The organism is Streptomyces sp. Ncost-T10-10d, assembly GCF_900091955.1.
Classification (GTDB): Bacteria; Actinomycetota; Actinomycetes; order Streptomycetales; family Streptomycetaceae; genus Streptomyces.
In genome coordinates this window covers 22892-42324 of record NZ_FMDF01000044.1, presented here as the reverse complement: position 1 = coordinate 42324, position 19433 = coordinate 22892, and the positions used below count along the sequence as shown (strand labels likewise).

Genomic DNA, 19433 nt, shown 5'->3' with positions numbered 1-19433 from the left:
GTCGTCCGCGCCCCAAACTAGCGCTGTTAGTTTTTGGGCGCCAGAGGCCATTCCCATGGCTCCCGTCACGGTGTCACGCCATGCGCCGGAGGCCCGCCCGCCCTGGCCAGTAATACGCCAGTAACGGCCTCCTCCTAGCGTCCGGCACCAGCCGGCCCCGCCCCGTTCTTCCCCTCGTAGGTCCGGGTACGGGGCCGGCTCCCCCGTACCCGTCCAGGAGGAGCACTCCATGCACCTGCCCCGATCCCCCCTGCGCAGATCCGCCGCACGGGCGGCGGTCGCGATCACGGCGGCAGCCGTGCTGACCGGCCCGGCCCCCGCCTTCGCGCAGTCCGACACCGCCGTTACCGGTACAGCCGTGAGGAGCAGCGCAGCAAAGAACACCACCAAGGTCGACCCCGCCGTTCTCGACACTGTCGGGAAGGGCGAGGAGTCGACCTTTTTCGTCGTCCTGAAGAAGCAGGCGGACCTGTCCGCGGCCAGGGGCAGGCGCGGCCACGCCGCAAAGGCGACGGCGGCGTTCGCGTCGCTGCGCGCCGAGGCGAGGACCAGCCAGCAGCCGCTCACGGCCTTCCTGGACAAGAAGAAGGTCGGCCACCGGTCCTTCTGGATAGCCAACGCCGTCAAGGTCACGGGCGACGAGCAGCTCGTCGAGGACCTGGCGAACCGCTCCGACGTGGCAAGCATCGTCAAGGAGCACCACTACGAGCTCGACGCCACCGAGAGCGCGGTCTCGGACGCCGCCACCGACGCGGACCCGGTCACCCCCGAATGGGGCGTCAAGGACATCGGGGCCGACCAGGTCTGGGACCAGTACGACGACCGCGGCGAAGGCATCGTCATCGCCAACGTCGACTCGGGCGTCCAGTACGACCACCCCGCTCTGAAGGCCAACTACCGGGGCAACAACGGCGACGGCTCCTTCACACACGATTACAACTGGTACGACCCGACGGGCCAGTGCCCGACCTCGGCGCCCTGCGACAACAACGGCCACGGCACGCACACCATGGGCACCATGGCGGGCGCGGGCGGCGTCGGTGTGGCGCCGGGTGCGAAGTGGATCGCGGCCAAGGGCTGTGAGTCCAGATCCTGTTCGGACTCCTCGCTCCTCGCGGCGGGCCAGTGGATCCTCGCGCCGACCGACCACACCGGCCGGAACCCGCGCCCCGAACTCTCCCCCGACATCGTGAACAACTCCTGGGGTGGCGGTGACACGACCTTCTACCAGGACATCGTCGAGGCGTGGAACGCGGCCGGGATCTTCGAGGCGTTCGCCTCCGGCAACGACGGCGACGGCACGACCTGTTCGACCGGCCACGCGCCGGGCTCACAGGCACCCGCGTACGGTGTCGGCGCATACGACGTCAACGGCAGGATTGCCGACTTCTCCGGCTTCGGACCGTCCAGGCTCGACGGCTCGATGAAGCCGAACATCTCGGCCCCGGGCGTCGACGTCCGCTCCACCTGGCCGGGCAGCACGTACAAGGCCATCTCCGGTACGTCGATGGCGACGCCTCACGTCGCCGGCGCCGTCGCCCTGTTGTGGTCGTCGGCCCCCTCCCTCATCGGCAACATCGAGGAGACCCGCGCGCTGCTGAACGAGGGCGCCGTCGACGTCGACGACACGCACTGCGGCGGCACCGCCGACGCGAACAACGTGTGGGGCGAGGGCAGGCTCGACATCTTCGCTTCCGTCGACAGGGCTCCGCACACGGCGGCCGTCCTCACCGGCAAGGTCACCGACAAGGCGACCGGCACCGCCCTGACCGGCATCACGGTGAAGGCCTCCGGGTCCACCTCGACGCGCACCGTGACGACCTCCGCGGACGGCTCCTACCGGCTCACGCTGCCGGCGGGCACGTACGACTTCGCCCTCAGCGGCTACGGCTACGCGGACGGCTCCGCGTCCGACCTCACGGTCGCCGCCGGTGAGCAGTTCACCAAGGACTTCGCACTCGACGCGGTCGCCTCCCACACGGTCTCCGGCACCGTCCTCGACGTCACCGGCAAGCCCCTCGCCAAGGCCACCGTCCGGGTCGCGGGCACTCCGGTCGCCTCCGTCACCACGGACGCGACCGGACACTTCGACCTGCCGAAGGTCGCCGAGGGTTCGTACACGCTGACCGCCGCGCCCGCCGCGCCCGCGCTGTGCAACGGCGTCTACAGCGGCGCCCTCGCCGTCGACGGCGACGAGACGCTGACCGCCCGCCTGCCCGCGCACACCGATGCCGCCGGCAACAGCTGCACCCCGGCCGCGTACGCGTGGATCGGCGGCACCAGCAAGGTCGCGCTCAGCGGCGACGAGGACGCGAAGACGATCGCACTGCCCTTCCCGGTGAAGCTGTACGGCGTCTCCTACTCCAGCGCGAGCATCACCACCAACGGCCTGATCAACTTCCTCGAACCGCGGCTCGGTGACTACGACAACGTCGCGCTCCCGTCGGCCGACAAGCCCAACGGCACGGTCGCCGTCCTCTGGGACGACCTGACCCTGGACAAGAAGTCCAGCGTGCAGACGGCCACCACGGGTACGGCCGGCAGCCGCACGTTCGCGGTCGTCTGGAACAACGCCGCCTTCGCCGGCAACACCTCAGCCCGTGTCTCCTTCGAGGCCGTCTTCGACGAGGCCACCGGCTCCGTCACCCTCCAGTACCAGGGCCTGTCCGCCGCTTCGCCCGAGAACGGCGCGAGCGCGACCGTCGGCATCGAGAACCAGGCCGGCACCGACGCCCTCCAGTACTCCTTCAACGAGCCGGTCCTCAAGGACCGGTCCGCCATTCGCATCGCGCAGGGGACCAAGTGATGAGAACCAACTCCCGGCGGGCGCTGCGGCTCGCATCCGCGCTGGTCGCGGCCGGTCTGGCGCTGAGCGCCGCGCCGCCCGCACTCGCCTCCGACGACGGCGGCAACAGCCTGCTCACGCTCACGACCGGCCAGGCCGAGGAGCTGGCGGACCACGCCCGGCTGAACGCCTACGCGGACGCCGACCGCGAGACCGTCGACCCGCAGGGCGCGACCACCGGATCCGATGCCTCCGGTGCGGGGCGGGGCACGGACCAGGGTTCGGGCGCCCACCTCGACGAAGGCACCGGCACGGACGCCGGTACCGATGCCGCCGTGACCATCTCCCCCAAGTCCACGCTGGAAGGCGTGCGCGGCCTGGCCGCGACCGCCCCGGCCGGCAAGGGCGGCGACTATTTCACCCTGCACAGTCTCGGCAGCGTTCAGCGCAGCAAGGCCGACGGCACCGCCCTGTGGCGGCGCGACAACGCCTCGCTGTACGCGGACTGGGGGGTCAAGAACTCCCGGCCCTGGCAGACGGAGCCGTACCCGGCGCGCATCGTGATGGGCTACAACGCGGTGAGTCCGTTCACGCCGGCGTCGGACCAGGGGTACGCGACCGGCGACCTGACCGGTGACGGCGTGGACGACGTGGTGTTCTCGGCGAGCGTGGGTGTGTCCCCGTACCGCCCGTTCACCTCTCCCGGCTCCTCGCTGGCCAACGGCACCTTCGTCACGGTCCTCGACGGCAGGACCGGCACGACGCTGTGGTCGAAGCTGTACGCGTACGCCTACAACGTGAAGCTCGTCGGCAGGACGCTCGTCGTCACGGACGCGCCGCACTACAACCTCAACTCCCCGGCCGCCGCCACCGCCACCGTGTCGGGCATCCGCTTCTCGTACGCCGACGGGGCCCTGACCCCGTCCGACACCTGGACGTACGACACGGGCGTGCGCGCCGGTACGGCGTGGGGAGCTCTGGAGGACCTCGGCGGCGGACTGGTCGCCGCGTCGTACAACCAGCGCAGGACGCCGACCGCCGCAGGGCGCGGCCGCACCCTGGTGTTCGACACCGAGGACGGCGCCGTCAAGTGGCAGACGGACAGCGCCCTCTACTCACGTCAGCTGCACCTGGACACCACGCGCGGGCGACTCGTGGCCCTGGAGCAGTCCGACCCCACCGACGGCGTGAAGTACGAGCTGGACTCGTATTCCCTGGCCGACGGCAGGCGCACCACGCTCGACACCCGGATCAACGCGGTGCCCACCGACATGACGATCGGTGATCTGCGGGGCGACCGGAAGCCCGAGTACGTGGTCAGCGAGTCCACGCTCAGCCCGGATCTTTGGCTCAACGCCAACACCGTGCGGGTCGTGGACGGCACGGACCCCGGCAGCGTGCTGTGGTCCGACACCGTCAAGCGTGACGCCGACAACTCCCACGACGGGCCGAGTGTGTGGAGCCTCGACGTCGTCGACGGCAGCCTCGTGACGGGGGCCCAGGACGACACCGGCATGAACACCGCCGAGAACCCCGGGGGCGGGCAGTACGCCTCACTCACCGTGTTCTCGGGCAGCGGCGACATGCGCTGGCGGCAGAAGGGCATCGGCGCCTCGCCGATGTTCAACCAGGTCTACCGCGACGCGGACGGCCGGCACATCCGCACCGTCGACCAGAACCAGAACATCCGCACCTACGGGTTCGGCAACGGCAAGCAGCAGGACCTCCTGCCGCTCCAGGGCGACCTGTCGTCCGCGCAGTCGTCCGACATCGACGGCGACAAGAAGAAGGACCTCGTCGTCGGCGGCAAGTCCAACGGCGTGTGGGCCTACTCGGGCCCTTCGCTGACTGCGGGCAAGCCCGAGCTCCTGTGGAAGGCCACGGTCCCCGGGCAGGTGCACCGGATCGAGAAGGGTGACGTCAACGGCGACGGCCACGACGATTTCGTGGTGGCCGCGGACACGGCCGTCGCGGTCCTCGACGGGCGCACCGGCAAGGTCCTCGAACGCATCGACGGTGAAGGGCAGTTCGTCCGCTCCGTGACGGTCGCCGACCTCGACGGCGACAAGCGCGCCGACATCGTCGTGCCGACGGACAAGGTGCGGGCCTACCGCGGCAACGGCTCGAAGCTGTGGACATACGGCGCGCCCGACAGCGCGGGACGCGTCGTCTTCGGTGACCTCGCAGTGGGCGAGGGACGGGTGTACGCGCAGTACGCGAGCGTCGGCTCCTTCGACAAGGAGTCGCCCGCGGTCGACGGTGTCGCGCTCGACGCCGAGAAGGGCACGGTGCGCTGGACCGCCGCACCGAAGGCGCCGGCCGAGAGCGTGGACGGCAAGCTGTACGGAGCGGCCCTGGGCAACGGTGTCTTCACCTCACCGGGGATCCCGTACGCCGATGGGCACGCGGTGGTCTACACCTGGTTCGCGGCGACGTCCACGACCGCGGAGGGCGTGCCGGACGCTTCCAGCCTGCGTACGGTGGTCGAGATCCGCGACAGCCGCACGGGTGAGGTCCTCCACCAAGCCCTGGCCGGGGGCGCCTGGACGAACGGGAACTTCTTCACCGGGCCCGAGGGGCTGATCCTCGCGGGGACGGCATCGTTCCGCACGTACGCGGCCGGCGGCCAGGACCACTCGATCTTCACGCTCCCGACGACGGAGACCGGCGGGTTCCTCACCGGTCCCGGCGGACGGCGCCTCCTCGTCGGCGGCGTCCAGGCGGGCGCGTACCTCTGGGACCCGGCCGTGCTGACCGCGGGGCACCACTACCCCGACCAGGTGGGCAAGAACACCTACCTGGGCGCCAGGAACTACTTCTCCGGCGAGCTGGACGGTGACGGTGTCGACGAGTTGGTGAACCTCGGCTTCGACGAGACGGGCTTCGACCGCACGACGGAACTGCTCGGAGGCAGGTATCTGCTGCAGTTCACCGCCATCTCCCGGATGACGGTGTCCACGCTCTCCTGACGAGCCCCGCCCTGCCGCAGGCCCTCCGGACTCCGGTCCGGGGGGCCTGCGGTCTGCCCGGACAAGGGCGTTAAAGTGGCGCCCTCATGGACTCGGAGCAAACGGGACACGGCACAAACGCCGGTCCGCCGCTGCTGCGTCTGCACCTTTTCGGCGGGTTCCGGGTGACTCGTGACGGCGGGCCCCCGCTCGCCGACAAATGGCCCCGCCCCAGCGCCCGCGCCCTCGTGAAACTCCTCGCCGTCTCCCCCGGCCACAGCCTCCACCGCGAGCAGGCCATGGAGATCTGCTGGCCGGACTCCGACGAGCGGGCCGCGCTCGGCAGCCTGCGCGTCGCCCTGCACGCCGCCCGCCGCGCCCTGGAACCGGAACTGGCCCCCCGCGCCTCCTCGTCCTATCTGACCGGTGAGGGCACCCTGCTGCGGCTCGATCCGCAGACCGTGGTGATCGACGCCGATCACGCCGAGAGCCTCGCCGAGCGGGCCCTGGCCGCGGGTACGGCCGAGGAGCTGGCCACCGCACTCGTCGCGTTCACCGGCGAGCTGCTGCCCGAGGACCGGTACGCGCCCTGGGCCGAGGCCCGGCGCGAGCAGCTCTCCGCGCTGTGCGACCGGGTGCGGCTCGGGCTCGCCGAGGCCCGTCTCGCGGACGGCGAGACCGAATCGGCCACCGAGGTGGCGCTGCGGGCCGTGGCCGCCGCCCCGGCCGAGGAGCGCGCCCACCGGGTGCTGATCGACGCCTATCTGCGCCAGGGCCTTCGCCGGCAGGCCGTGCGCCAGTACCACCTGTGCCGGGAGGCGCTCGACGCGGAACTCGGCGTACGGCCCGGCCCGGCGACCGAGCAGCTGCACCTGCTGGCGCTGGACGCGTCCACGGCCGTACTTCCCGCCGTCTCCGTTCCCGTTCTCCCGGCCGCGATACGCACCCCGCCCGGTCCGCCGCTGCGGGGCCGGGCCGACGAACTCGGCGTGCTGCTGGCCGCCGACGGGCCTGCGGTGCGGCTCGTCGGCGGCGAGGCCGGGGTGGGCAAGACACGGCTGACGGCGGAGGCGGCCCGACGGGCGGCGGAGGCCGGGACGACCGTGCTGTGGGGTGCGGGCCACGACGCCGAGGGGCACACCCCGTACGGCGTCTTCGTCGAGGCGCTGGATGCCTGGCTCGCCGACCGGCCGTCCGCCGAACGGGCCAGGATCGGCGGGGAGTACCCCGAACTCGCCTCGCTTCTCCCCACGCTGGGACAGATCGGCGCAGGTGCGGAGCGCAGCCCCGAAGAGCAGCGTGACCGGTTGTTCCGGGCCACGGCCGGGCTGCTCGGCGATCTGGCGGCGGCCGGGCCCGTCCTGCTGGTGCTGGACGATCTGCATGCCGCCGACACAGGTTCGTACCAGCTGCTGAGCCATCTGGCCCGCCGGGCTTCGGCCGCGGGAGCCGCGTGGCGTTTCGTCGTCACCTACCGCGCGGAGGAGCTCGACGGGACGGACCCGCGGCGCACCGCACTGGAGGCGCTGTCCCGCCAGGGGATCGCCCGCTCGCTGGAGTTGGGGCGGCTGGGGCGCGAGGAGTGTCTGGCCGTCGCAAAGGACGCAGGTGCCAGGACCGGTCTCGACCGGGTCTGGGAGCTCTCGCTCGGTAATCCGCTGTTCGCCCTGGAGCTCGCCCGCAGCACCAGGGACGGCGGCGGGGACACCACGGGGCTGAGCGCTCCGGAGGGTGTCCGTCAGCTGGTGACCGCTCGTCTGGCGCGGCTCGGACCCGCGGCACGCCGGGTCGTCGAGGCGATCTCCGTGGCCGGTGGCGGGGCCGCGCTGAGCGAGATCCTGGATGTGGCGGAGCACGGTCTGCATCCGCCGCTCTCGTGCGCCGAGGCGACCGACGCCGTGGACGCGGCGGTCGCCGCCTCGGTGGTGGCGGAACGGCCGGTGGTGGTCGGTGGCCGGCCCCTGCCCGGTCTCGCCTTCCGCCACCCGCTGGTGAGACTGACCTGTTACGACGGGCTGTCCGCCGCGCGCCGTCGGCAGCTGCACTCGGCATACGCGGAGGCCGTGCTGAGGCGGCGCCCCGACGCCGTCGACACACTGGCCTCGCATCTGACCCGGGCCGACGACCCGCGGGCCACCCAGTACCTGCGGCAGGCCGCCGAACGCGCCGCGGCCCTCTGCGCCAATGACACCGCAGACCGCTACTACGCCGAACTGACGGCCCGGCTCGACGCGCTGGCCGCCGATGCGGCACAGGCCCGGATCGACCGGGGAGCCGTACTGCGCCGGATGGCCCGGTACCAGGAGGCGGCCACCGTACTGCGCGAGGCGCTGGCGGACATGGTCCGGCGCGGTGACGAGGACGGCCAGGTGCTGGCCGCGGCCCGGCTGACCGAGGTGCTGGCGAAGCATCGCGGCACCGACGAGGGCGAGAAGCTGCTGCGTACGTATCCCCCGGGCCCGCACACCCCGCCGCCCACCACCGCGACGCACCATCTGGCGGCGGCGGTCCTGCGGTTCGTGGGCGGCCGGTACGAGTCCGCGCACGCCTCGGCCCGCAGGGCGCAGGAGGCCGCTGAGGACGTGCGGGGCAGCGAACGCCGGGGGCTGCTGGCCAGGTCCCTGGGGACCCAGGCGGCCTCGCTCGGCCTCGCGGGCCGGTTCGCGCAGGCCCGGACCGCAGCCGATCTGGCGCTGCCGCATGCCGAGGCGTACGGGGATCAGGAACTGCTGGTCACCATCCTCTCCGTGCTGCGGGAGCATGCGCGCCGGTCCGGCCTGCTCGGCAAAGCGGTCTCCATCGGCCGGCAGGCACTGCGCCTGGCCGAGCACACGGGCGATCCGACGGCGGTGGCCTTCGAGCGCGCCAATCTGGCCGAACTGCATCTGATGCTGCGCGAGTTCGCCGAGGCACGGGAACACGCCGAGGCGGCCGTCCGGGACGGAGAACCGAGCCCCGCCTGGTGCACCCCGTACGCCCTGGCCGCTCTGGCCCGGGTCCGGATCAGAACCGGTGAGCCCGGCGCGGCCGAACTGCTGGCGCGGGCCGGGCGGACCGCCGAGGCTCAGCGCGACCGGCAGGCCGTGCACGAGGTGCGCACTGCGGAGGCCGAACGACTGATGCGCGAGGGGCGCCCGCAGGAGGCCCTCACTCTGCTGGCCGACGACAGCGACCCGTCGGCCGCCCCGCTGCTGGCCTGGGCGGAACTGCTGTCGGGTCACCGGGAACAGGCGGCGCGGAGGGCGGCGGCCGGGACGGTGCGTGCGCAGCGGGTCGGCGAACGGCTGTCGGAGACCGATGCCCGAACGGTGCATGCGGCCGCGCTCACGGCGCTGGGCCGGGAGGCGGCGGCACACGAGGAGTTCGGGCGGGCTGCGGCCCTGGCCGGGGAACTCCCCTATCCCGCAGGGGCGTTCACGGTGGATGAGGCCGGCAGGACGGACTGGACCGCCGCCCGTACCGGATACCCCGGCTGACCGGTGGTCCGGGCGGCCGTTGTCAGGCGAGCTCCGCGGCCTGCGTACCGGGGCTCTCGAACTGGGTGCGGTACAGCTCCTCGTACCGGCCGCCGGCCGCGAGGAGTTCTTCGTGGGTGCCCCGCTCCACGATCTGCCCGTCCTCCACGACCAGGATGAGGTCGGCCGCCCGTACGGTGGAGAGCCGGTGGGCGATCACGACTGCCGTGCGTCCGGCGAGCGCTTCGGTGAGCGCCTCCTGGACGGCCGCCTCGGAAGTGTTGTCCAGGTGGGCGGTGGCCTCGTCGAGGATGACGACGCGCTGGCGGGCCAGGAGCAGCCGGGCGATGGTCAGCCGCTGGCGTTCGCCGCCGGAGAGGCGGTAGCCGCGTTCGCCGACCACTGTGTCGAGCCCGTCGGGCAGCGAGGCGACCAGACCGTCCAGGCGTGAGCGGCGCAGCGCGTCCCAGAGGTCCTCCTCGGTGGCTTCCGGCCGGGCGAGCAGGAGGTTGGCGCGGACCGACTCGTGGAAGAGGTGGCCGTCCTGGGTGACCATGCCGAGGGTGTCACGCAGGGTGTCGGCGGACAGGTCGCGTACGTCGATGCCGCCGATGCGTACCGAACCCTCGTCCGTGTCGTACAGGCGTGGCAGCAGTTGCGCGATGGTCGACTTGCCCGCGCCGGACGAGCCGACGAGTGCCACGGTCCGGCCGGGTTCGGCGCGGAAGGAGACCCCGCGCAGCACTTCGCCGCCGCCGCGGGTGTCGAGGGCCGCGACGTCCTCGAGGGAGGCGAGGGAGACCTTGTCGGCGGACGGGTAGCCGAAGCGTACGTCGTCGAACTCCACGGACACCGGCCCTTCCGGGACCGTCCGTGCGTCCGGCTTCTCCTCGATGAGCGGCTTGAGGTCGAGGACCTCGAAGACCCGCTCGAAGCTGACGAGGGCGCTCATCACCTCGACGCGCGCCCCGGCAAGGGCGGTGAGCGGCGCGTACAGCCGGGTCAGCAGCAGGGCCAGGGAGACGACCGCGCCCGCGTCCAGCTGCCCGCGCAGGGCGTAGAACCCGCCGAGCCCGTAGACCAGGGCGAGCGCCAGCGCGGACACGAGGGTGAGGGCGGTGATGAACGCGGACTGGGCCATGGCCGTGCGCACCCCGATGTCGCGCACCCTGCCCGCTCTGGCGGCGAATTCGGCGGACTCGTCGGCGGGCCGGCCGAAGAGCTTGATCAGTGTGGCGCCGGGTGCGGAGAAGCGCTCGGTCATCCGGGTCCCCATCGCCGCGTTGTGGGCCGCGGCTTCCCGCTGGAGCCGCGCCATCCGTGTACCCATGCGGCGCGCGGGCAGCACGAACACCGGCAGCAGCACCAGTGCGAGCACGGTGATCTGCCAGGAGATGGAGAGCATGACGCCCAGGGTGAGGAGCAGGGTCACGACATTGCTGACGACGCCGGAGAGTGTGTTGCTGAAGGCGCGCTGGGCGCCGATGACGTCGTTGTTGAGGCGGCTGACGAGCGCGCCGGTGCGGGTGCGGGTGAAGAACGCGATCGGCATGCGCTGCACATGGTCGAAGACGGCGGTGCGCAGGTCGAGGATCAGCCCTTCGCCGAGGTTCGCCGAGAGCCAGCGGCCGACCAGGCCGAGTGCCGCCTCCGCGACGGCGATCACGGCGATGAGCAGGGACAGCCGAGTGACGGTGCCCCCGTCCTCGCCGGTCACGATCGCGTTCACGACACGGCCGGCGAGGACGGGGGTGGCGACGGCGAGCAGCGCCGTCGCCACGCTCAGTACCAGGAACAGGGCGACCCTGCGCCGGTGCGGGCGGGCGAACGCGGCGATGCGCCGCAAGGTGGCTCGGTCGAAGGGACGTCGGTCCGCTTGCGCATTCATGACGTTGTGGAGCTGCGTCCACGCGGTGGCTTCCATGCTCATGGAAGGAACGTACGACCTCCAGTGGACTTGAGGTCAACCGCCCGGATTCATCCGGTGCTCCTGGGGTCTCCGGGACCTGATCCGCCGGACCGGCCCCTGGACGTCGCGACCGGGGCGGTCCGGGCTGTGCACGGCGTTCGGGTCGCCGTCCTGGCCGGGCTCGTCGAGCGCGACGACGGGTCCGCTGATGTGTCGGGTAGCGCGCCCCTTGAGACGGTTGCGTCGCACCGGGGCGGGCGAGGCGGAATTGTCAGGTGCGGTTACGGTCCGCGGGGCGCCGTCGGGGCCGGGGCGCCGGCACGGCCGCGGTCGCTTCGGCGTTTCCGGCACGCCTGCCGCGTACCCCCAGCCCCGCCGCCGCGAACAGAAGCGCACCGAGCATGACGAACGGCGCCGCGGTACCCGCCACTCCGGCAATGAGACCGGCGGACGCCGGGGCGGCGACCTGGCCCAGGCGGTTTCCGGTCAGCCGGAGGGCGAGTGCGGTGGAGCGGGCCTCCGCCGGGGCGGCCTGGACGACGGTGGTCATCGACAGCGGCTGACCGACCCCGAGACAGAAGCCGAGCACGGCGAGCATCACGGCCGACGCTGCTACGGGTACGGGCAGGGCGATGCCCGCGCAGAGCATTCCGGCCAGCAGACAGGTCGTGGTGAGCAGCGCTGTGCGGCCGAGGACGCGAAGCATCGGGGTCATCACCAGGCGGCAGGCGATGGTGGCGGCGGCGCGCAGGCTGAGCAGCAGTCCGATGGTGGCGGGGGCGATGCCCCGGTGTTCGCCGACGACGGGCAGATACGCGGTGAGGATATCGGTGGCGGAGAGCACGGCGAGGCTGATGAAGATCCCGGCCGGAACCCCGCGGGCGCGCAGGATGCGGCCGACGCGGACCTTGGCGACCGGATCCGCGCGGCGGGCCGTGGGCGTGGAGCGGTGCTCGATGCGCCAGAGCGAGACGAAGGAGACGGCGGCGACGGCCGCCGAGACGAGCAGGGCGAGTGCGCTCGTACGGGCCATGGCGCCGTCCCGCTCGGAGATCACATACCCGGCGGCGATCGGACCGATGAGCTGGCCGAGGGAGGCGCCGATGGTGAAGTGGCCGAAGTTGCGGTCCTGTTCGGCCGGCGCGGACTGCCGGGCGACGATCGACTGGGCGCCGATGACGAAGCAGAGATGACCGAGCCCCATCACACCGCTCCAGGCCGCCATCGCCGTCAATGAGCCCGCCCTGCCGCTGAGGGCGCAGCCGCCTGCGATCAGGACGACGCCGATCGGCAGCAGGGGCGCGCACCGGCCGTGGTCGGTCCTGCGCCCGAGCGGGACGGCGGCGAAGAGGGGCAGGAGCGCGTACACCGCCGTGATCACACCGATGGCGCGCTCTTCCCCAAGCTCTCAACTGCGTTCGAGCAGGAGAGACCCCATCCGCCCAGCGAGAGAGCCCGGTAGGAGACGGCGGGCCGCGCCATCGACACCGCCCCCTGCGCGAAGGCGAAGGCGATGACGAGGCGCAGCAGCCAGCTCCTGCCGGGCTCTTGTGTACGGGGCACGGTCAGATGATTCCGAAGAGGAGTCCGGCGCCGAGCACCACGAGTGAGGTGAGCGCGGCCCACTTGACGGTGAACCTGGTGTGGTCGCCGAACTCGACCTTCGCCATGCCGACGAGGACATAGACGGCCGGGACCAGCGGGGACGACATGTGCAGGGGCTGTCCGACCAGGGAGGCGCGGGCGATCTCCAGCGGGGAGACACCGTGGGCGGCACCGGCCTCGGCGAGCACGGGAACGACGCCGAAGTAGAAGCCGTCGTTGGACATGAAGTACGTCAGCGGGATGCTCAGGATGCCGGTGACGATCGCCATGTGCGGGCCCATGCCGTCGGGGATCGCGCCGACGAGCCAGTCGGCCATGTGGTCGACCATGCCGGTGCCGGAGAGGACACCGGTGAAGACGGCGGCTGCGAAGACCATGCCGGAGACATTGAGGACGTTGTCGGCGTGGGCGGCGATCCGAGCCCGCTGGTCGGGCATGTGGGGGAAGTTGACGGTGAGGGCGAGGGCCGCGCCGAGGAGGAAGAGCACCGGGATCGGCATCAGTTCCATGATCATCGCGGTGAGCAGCGCGACGGTGAGGCCCGCGTTGAACCAGTAGAGCTTGGGGCGCAGGGTGGCCCGGCCCGGGTCCAGGCCCTTGAAGCCCTCGTCCGCATGCGCTTCGGCGTCTGCGGCTTCGTCGCCGTCCGCGCCCGTGCCGCTTCCGCTTCCGCCGGAGCTCTTGCGGGTACGGTCGCTGCCGCCGCCCGTCCCGACGAGAACCGTCTCCGACTCCGTGACCGTCTCGGCGGCCAGCGCCTCGTCGAGGGTGAGCGTGCCGAGTCGCTTGCGCTCGCGCCGGCCCAGAACGACGGCCAGGAGCAGGACGGCGGCCAGTCCGACGCCGAGTGCGGGGATCATCGGGACGAAGATGTCGCCCGCGTCCAGCTTGAGCGCGGTGGCGGCGCGGGCGGTGGGTCCGCCCCAGGGAAGGGTGTTCATGACGCCGTTCGCCGTGGCGGCGACACCGGTCATCACGACCAGGCTCATCTTGAGGCGCTTGTAGAGCGGGTACATCGCCGAGACGGTGATCATGAAGGTGGTGGAGCCGTCGCCGTCGAGCGAGACGATCGCCGCGAGCACCGCCGTACCGACCACGATCCGCATCGGGTCGGCCTTGCAGAAGCGCAGGATGCCCCGCACGATCGGGTCGAAGAGGCCGACGTCGATCATCACACCGAAGTAGACGATGGCGAACATCAGCATCGCGGCGGTCGGGGCCAGATTGCCGACGCCCTCGATGACGTAGTCGCCCAGCTTCGCGCCCTTCCCGACGGCGACGCAGAACAGTGCGGGGATCAGGACCAGCGCCGCGATCGGCGACATCTTCTTCATCATGATCAGGACCAGGAAGGTCGCAATCATGGCAAAGCCGAGGATTGTCAGCATATGGGATACCTATCGCTCACCCTTGAACTCCCACCGGAGTCGGCGGTGCGGATGACGTTAGGGCGCGCCTCGCAGCGTTAACAAGATGTTGACATGCGAGCAATACGAGCAAAACACCAGGTCAACGCGGGGATCACGTGATGGGCACAACCGGCGGCACCCCCTGCGTCACGGCGCCGGGTGTCGCGGCGGGCGTCACCGCCACCGGGATGCCGTTGAGCACGGCGGTGCCGGAGAGCGGGTCGAGCCGGCTGCCGTCGAGAAGCTGGTTGACGTTGACGCCGGGGTGGGCCGCGGCAACGGACAGCCGGGTACCGGGGCGGTCGTGCCCCCAGCCGCGGGACGAGACCCTCGCGGTCAGTCCAGGACTTGTGCGAGGTAGGCCCGGAGCAGGACGCGGGTCTCGCCGACGATGGCCCGGTCGCCCGACGGGTCGGTGCGGAAGGCGAGTTGGAGGAGTGCGTCGGCGGCCTCGACACAGACCAGGATCGTCCGGAGCAGCTCCTCGTCGGGGGCGCGGCCGAGGTGCCCGGAGAGCAGTTCGGTGAGCCGCCCGGCGACCCGGTGGTTGGCGTCGCCGGCCGGGTCGTCGTCGGGGGCCGGAGCGCCGAAGTCGACGAGGGCGAAGCCCGCCACGGAGCGCTTCATGGCCAGATATTCGTCCAGGACGACATCGATGGCGCTGCGCCAGTCGGCGGCCGGGATGGCGGCGAGGCGGGCGGTGATGCGTTCGGCGTAGCTGTCCAGGTTGCGCCGGGCGAGCGCATCGGTCAGTGCGCGCTTGTTGGAGAAGAACCGGTAGACGGAGCCGATGGGGACCTCGGCGCGGACGGCGACGGCACGGGTGGACAGCTGTTCGTATCCGGTCTCGTCGAGGAGTTCGGCACAGGCGTCGAGTATCCGGGCGAGGCGTTCGGCGCTGCGCTGCTGCACGGGGGCGCGGCGGAGGTTCGTGTTCGCATGGGGCACGCAATCCATGATGCCGTGGGTCTCCTCTGCGGGTGGCAGATCGGTGCCGGTGCGGGCGTCATGCGATGAGCAGGGACAGCCCGCCGATGGTGTACGTGATCATCAGGACCAGCAGCGGGAGTTGCCCCGCGACGGCGCGGCCGGGCGGGAAGAGGCGCACGGACCTGTCATGGGCGGCGATGACGCCGAGTACGTGACCGAGGACGATCGCGGCGACCTGGAGCGTGGCGACGCCGCCCGGACCGAGGGGCGGCTCGGGCGGGACGGGATTGTCAGTGCCGGATGCCACCATGACGGTGCGTGGTCCTTCGGTGACGAAGAGCGTGAAGTAGTGGGCGATGAGATAGCCGAGGGCGATCGGGACGAGTGAGTGCGCGAAGACGGTGAGGGGGTGGCGGAGTTGACCGGAGATCAGCCGGGTGACGCCGGCGCAGAGGGCATAGAGGGTGGCGACGAGGGCGACGGCGCCCAGGAGTCCGAGCGTGGCCGCGGTGGTGCGGCCCAGGGGTGAGGTCTGGACGGTGTTGATCCAGGAGGGGGCGTCGGAGAAGCCGTCGTAGGCGGTGGAGCCGAGCATGACGCAGACGGTGGCGACGAGTCCGGGGGTCTGCGGGGTGGCATCGAGGCCGTTGAAAGGGGAGCGGAGTACGAGGCGGCGGTCGGCGGGGCGACGGCCGAGCGGGGAGAGCCGCGCGAGCAGTCCCGAGTAGGCCTCGAAGGCGTCCGCGTGGTCGAACCATCCGGCGCCGTGGCGGGCGGCGCCTGCGAGGTGGACGGCGGCGTAGAGGGAGAGGAAGAGGAGGAGGGCAGTGGTCGATGCGGGGTCGGGGGCGACGAGTTCGAGCCAGGTGAAGGCCAGGAGTCCGGCCGCGGCGGGCCGAAGACCGAGGCGTACGGGAAGGGGGCGGCCTGCGGCGGGATCTCGGCCGAGCACGCGGCAGCCGAGGAGGTGGACGGTACGGAGCGGGTTCAGCAGTCGCCAGACGGGGCCGAGCAGGAGTGAGGCGGGGACGAGCCCGACCCAGAGGAGCACGTAGACGGCGCCGGGGGCCGGGTTGCGGTCCGGGTCGTCCGGACCGAGAAGGAGGTGGAGCGTGACGAACAGGGCGGCGGCCAGCCCGAGTACGCGCACGGCGATACGGGTGGGGCGTGCGTCGGCGAGGCGCTGGACGGCGGCCGGGACCGGGCGGCCCGCCCGGTCGCCGCGGAATCGGGAGGCGGACCAGAGCAGGCCGAGCGCGAGAAAGGAGACGAAGAGCGCGGCGAAGGCCCCGGCGAAGGCATAGAAGGGGGACAGCGGAAGGTCGTGCTGGGCGCCGATGCCATGGGCGAGGACGCTCACCGTACGACGAGCTGGGTCAGGAGCAGGTCGGACTCATGTGTCTCGACTTCGAAGAGCCCGGTGCGGTCGGCGGTGAACGTAAGGGTGACGGTCCTTCCTGCGGGCAGCCGGGCCTCCTTGTCGTAGCCGTGGACGTGGAGGGTGTCGGCGTGGTCGCTGCGGACCCGGAGTTCGATGATCCGGCCCTTCTTGATCTCGGTGCGGCCGGGGGCGGGGCTGACCTTGCCGTGGGAGACGACGATCTCAAGTGCCGTGTCGGGCCGGGGCGTTCTTGGCGAGTGCGGCACGGGGGTGGTGGGTTGTGCGGAGGCAGTGGTGAGGGAGGTGGTGGCCTGGATCGGGGTGGAGTTCACGGCCCAGGCGGTGTGGTCGTCGGCGTAGAGGCGGGCGGTGAGGCCGGTGCCGCCGCCTGAGCTGCGGACGAGGGAGTCGGGCAGGTGGTACCAGGAGCCGTAGACCCGGGCGAGGGGGTGGCCGTCGAGGAAGAGGCGGGCGTGGCCGCGCCCGAGGAGGGCGGCGCCGCCCACGCTGTCCGGGGTGAACCGGAAGTTCCGTACGGAGAGCCGGACGTTCCAGCCGTCCTCGGAGTCCCGCCGGACGGCGACCGTCACCCGGGGAGCACCCTTGGCGTCGACCTGGCGCAGCCGGTGGCCCGAGCCGTCGTCGGCGGCGAGGAGCCGGCCGACGCTGCCGCCGGCCTGCTCATGACTGGTGCCGGGTTTGTGGTGGGTGGTGGCCCGCCCGCCGCAGGCGCCGGCACCGAACACGAGGGCGCCTGCGGTGAGCACGGTGACGGCTGTGACGCCGGGCCGGGCGGGCCTCGGTCGCCTGCGGGAATCCTTCACGATGCGTCTCCTTCCGGGGCGGGGGCCGGAGCGGGGGCCGGAGCGGCGGCCGGGGCGGGAGCCGGTGCGGCGGGCTCGTGCACGCCCGCGTCCGGAGCAGAGCCCTCCTCCGACGCTCCCCGCCCGCCCGGAACTCCCCGTTCGCTGTGCCGGGCGGCGGCCACGACGGCCCACACCACCCAGATCACACCGAGCAGTCCACGGACCCAGGCCGGGCTGAGCGGAATCCACGGGATCATGAACACGGCCTTGTCGACGGCGTCGAGCAGCGTGAGCGCGCCCAGGACCACCGTGGTCCAGCCCAGCCACGGCCGTTCGCCCCGCAGCACCAGCCCGATCCCGGTCCACCACACCCCGGTCAGCAGCAGCGCCAGCGCGGGCACATAGGTGGAGGCCGGCCCCGTCGTCGATCCGGCCACATCCAGCCCGAGGCCGATCGCGCCGAGCACCGTGACCGCGGTGGCGAGTCCGCTGCCGCGCAGCCTGCGCCACCACAGCACCCCGCCGACCAGCGCGAGCACCACCGCGATCGCCAGCGTCACCTGTACCTCGATGCGCTCGATGCCACGTGCTCCGTACCAGTCGCAGCCGGCCGGCAGCCGTCGTGCCTGCACGTTGTAGTCGGCGCAGACCAGCAGTTGGGCGAGTTTGACCGGTTCACCGATGAGACGGTCGGTGCGTCCGGACACGGCACCGCGCTCGGAGCCGCAGGTGGGCAGGGTGCGCGGGGAGGACGGCCCGGTGTCCGACTGCCAGCAGTTGCCGTCGCCCTGGCCGTCCCAGAACACGTCGGTGCGGTTGGGCCGGGAGTTGCCCGCCTTGTCCGTGCCGAGGTGGTTGCCCGCGTACCGGTTGTGGTGGGAGGTGTCGGCCTGCTTGGACAGTGCGCTCTCGCCGCGGATGAAGGCGGGGACCGCGGTCAGGAAGAAGGCGGTGCGCTGCTGCCCGTAGATCCAGTTGTTCTCGTACAGGTTCCAGTTGCCGCCCGCGGTGATGATGCCGGAGCCCGGTGGCATGGAGATCTGCGGGCAGACGACCCCGTCCTCGTAGCCGCGGTCCACGGGCGGTTTGGCGCAGGTCCCGTCGGCGACATACGGGTAGTAGTCGGCGTTGTTGTCGTGGATGAGATTGCGTTCGAAGCGGGCGTGGTTCTGCGGCAGTCCCGGGTGGCCGGGGAAGGCGCTGTCCATCGAGGCGCCGCCCATGTTGTGGTCGAACTCGTTGTCGTGGACGTAGACGGAGTCGCCCGCGGTGCCGGAGTAGCCGACCATGTTGTGGTGGCTGCGGCAGCCGGTGATCTCGATCGAGTAGCGCGGGACCTCATAGCCGTACCCGTCGTTGATGTCGGACGCGCTGCCGGGGTAGATGCCGGAGTCGCCGTTCCCGTACGACTCGCAGTTCTTGTACAGCCCGTGGTCGCTCGCGAAGGTCAGAAAGCCGTACTCGTCGTTCCACCGGGTGAGGACGGAGTCGATGACGAATCCGTCCTGCGCCAGGACGTACAGGGAGTTGAACGTGGTGCGCTGGGCGGTGAAGTTCTTGAAGTAGATGCCGTCGGAGCCGTCCGCGCGGATCGCGTTGAGCTTCTGGTACTTGGCGTCGATGACGACGTCCGTGCGTTCGGCGCCCGTCCCCTCGATCTGGAGGTTCTTCTTGCCGAGGATCGCCACCAGGTTCTGGTTGTGCGGGCACTGCGTCTGCTGCGCGTAGGACAGGATCTGATAGCCCAGCTTGGAGTTGGGCGCCTTCAGGCGAGTGCACTCCCCCGCCGGTTTGGGCAGTGACGGCTCCTCCTCGTACAGACCGGGCAGGATCGCGATGTTCATGCCGGGCCTGCCGACCGCGTCGACGGCCTGCTGCAGATGGCGGTAGCCGGACTTCAGGCACCGGTCGAACAGCTGCAGGTTCCGGGCCCGCAACCCCTCGGGGAAGCCGGATACGCGGCGCTCGAAGTCCGCCCGGTCGCTCTTGCAGACCAACAGATCCGGTTCGCCGGTGCGGTACACGGGGACGCTGCCGGTTCCGTCGGGCAGGGTGACCGGACGTTCCTCGTGCGCCTGGGCGGCCGGAGCCGCGAGGAGGGCGACGGCAAGCGTCGCCAGGACCACCAGAAGTCTTCGTGTCCACGACATGTGCGGGAGAGTAGAGCATTGTTCAACTTTTGGAACCCCCCTGTGCACCATGAAT

The 19433-nt window shown here is 71.5% G+C and carries 9 protein-coding genes and 2 pseudogenes; 3 read left to right on the top strand and 8 right to left on the bottom strand.

Annotated features, from left to right (window positions below; genetic code table 11):
- The first annotated feature begins 229 nt into the window (after nt 1-229).
- From GA0115254_RS05130 to GA0115254_RS05120, 3 genes are all read left to right on the top strand, one after another.
- Entirely contained in the window at nt 230-2806 is a 2577-nt protein-coding gene (locus tag GA0115254_RS05130) for a S8 family serine peptidase (protein WP_093894081.1), read from the top strand.
- Complete coding sequence (locus GA0115254_RS05125) at nt 2806-5754, top strand: FG-GAP repeat domain-containing protein (RefSeq protein WP_093894168.1); 2949 nt, start codon at nt 2806-2808, stop codon at nt 5752-5754. The genes GA0115254_RS05130 and GA0115254_RS05125 overlap by 1 nt, the downstream gene beginning before the upstream one ends.
- An 86-nt stretch (nt 5755-5840) precedes the next feature.
- Complete coding sequence (locus GA0115254_RS05120; protein WP_093894080.1) at nt 5841-9209, top strand: ATP-binding protein; 3369 nt, start codon at nt 5841-5843, stop codon at nt 9207-9209.
- Between the two features lie 22 nt (nt 9210-9231).
- Here GA0115254_RS05120 and GA0115254_RS05115 read toward each other — a convergent pair whose 3' ends face one another.
- From GA0115254_RS05115 to GA0115254_RS05080, 8 genes and pseudogenes are all read right to left on the bottom strand, one after another.
- Nucleotides 9232-11118 (bottom strand): ABC transporter ATP-binding protein, encoded by a 1887-nt coding sequence (locus GA0115254_RS05115; protein ID WP_093894079.1) that lies wholly within the window; start codon nt 11116-11118, stop codon nt 9232-9234.
- A 250-nt stretch (nt 11119-11368) separates the two neighbouring features.
- A pseudogene (locus GA0115254_RS05110) lies at nt 11369-12579 on the bottom strand (MFS transporter).
- Nucleotides 12580-12662: 83 nt separating this feature from the next.
- Nucleotides 12663-14090, bottom strand: coding sequence for a CitMHS family transporter (locus tag GA0115254_RS05105; RefSeq protein ID WP_093894078.1), 1428 nt, complete (start codon nt 14088-14090; stop codon nt 12663-12665).
- Nucleotides 14091-14223: 133 nt separating this feature from the next.
- Nucleotides 14224-14427 (bottom strand): annotated as a pseudogene (locus GA0115254_RS45610) (hypothetical protein); the annotation flags it as partial.
- Nucleotides 14428-14447: 20 nt separating this feature from the next.
- A complete protein-coding gene (locus tag GA0115254_RS05095; protein WP_093894077.1) occupies nt 14448-15068 on the bottom strand; it encodes a TetR/AcrR family transcriptional regulator in 621 nt (206 codons plus the stop codon).
- A gap of 49 nt (nt 15069-15117) precedes the next feature.
- The gene (locus GA0115254_RS05090) at nt 15118-16401 is read right to left on the bottom strand and encodes a hypothetical protein (protein WP_093894076.1); all 1284 of its coding nucleotides are present in this window, start codon (nt 16399-16401) and stop codon (nt 15118-15120) included.
- A complete protein-coding gene (locus GA0115254_RS05085; RefSeq protein ID WP_093894075.1) occupies nt 16398-17246 on the bottom strand; it encodes a cupredoxin domain-containing protein in 849 nt (282 codons plus the stop codon). Before GA0115254_RS05085 ends, GA0115254_RS05090 begins: the two co-directional genes overlap by 4 nt.
- Nucleotides 17243-19378, bottom strand: a complete 2136-nt coding sequence (locus GA0115254_RS05080; protein WP_093894074.1) for a right-handed parallel beta-helix repeat-containing protein — start codon at nt 19376-19378, stop codon at nt 17243-17245. The genes GA0115254_RS05085 and GA0115254_RS05080 overlap by 4 nt, the downstream gene beginning before the upstream one ends.
- Nucleotides 19379-19433 lie beyond the last annotated feature (55 nt).

Coding starts and splice junctions, on each gene's coding strand:
- GA0115254_RS05130 (WP_093894081.1), top strand. CDS start 230: ATGCACCTGCCCCGATCCCCCCTGCGCAGATCCGCCGCACGGGCGGCG.
- GA0115254_RS05125 (WP_093894168.1), top strand. CDS start 2,806: ATGAGAACCAACTCCCGGCGGGCGCTGCGGCTCGCATCCGCGCTGGTC.
- GA0115254_RS05120 (WP_093894080.1), top strand. CDS start 5,841: ATGGACTCGGAGCAAACGGGACACGGCACAAACGCCGGTCCGCCGCTG.
- GA0115254_RS05115 (WP_093894079.1), bottom strand. CDS start 11,118: ATGAGCATGGAAGCCACCGCGTGGACGCAGCTCCACAACGTCATGAAT.
- GA0115254_RS05105 (WP_093894078.1), bottom strand. CDS start 14,090: ATGCTGACAATCCTCGGCTTTGCCATGATTGCGACCTTCCTGGTCCTG.
- GA0115254_RS05095 (WP_093894077.1), bottom strand. CDS start 15,068: ATGGATTGCGTGCCCCATGCGAACACGAACCTCCGCCGCGCCCCCGTG.
- GA0115254_RS05080 (WP_093894074.1), bottom strand. CDS start 19,378: ATGTCGTGGACACGAAGACTTCTGGTGGTCCTGGCGACGCTTGCCGTC.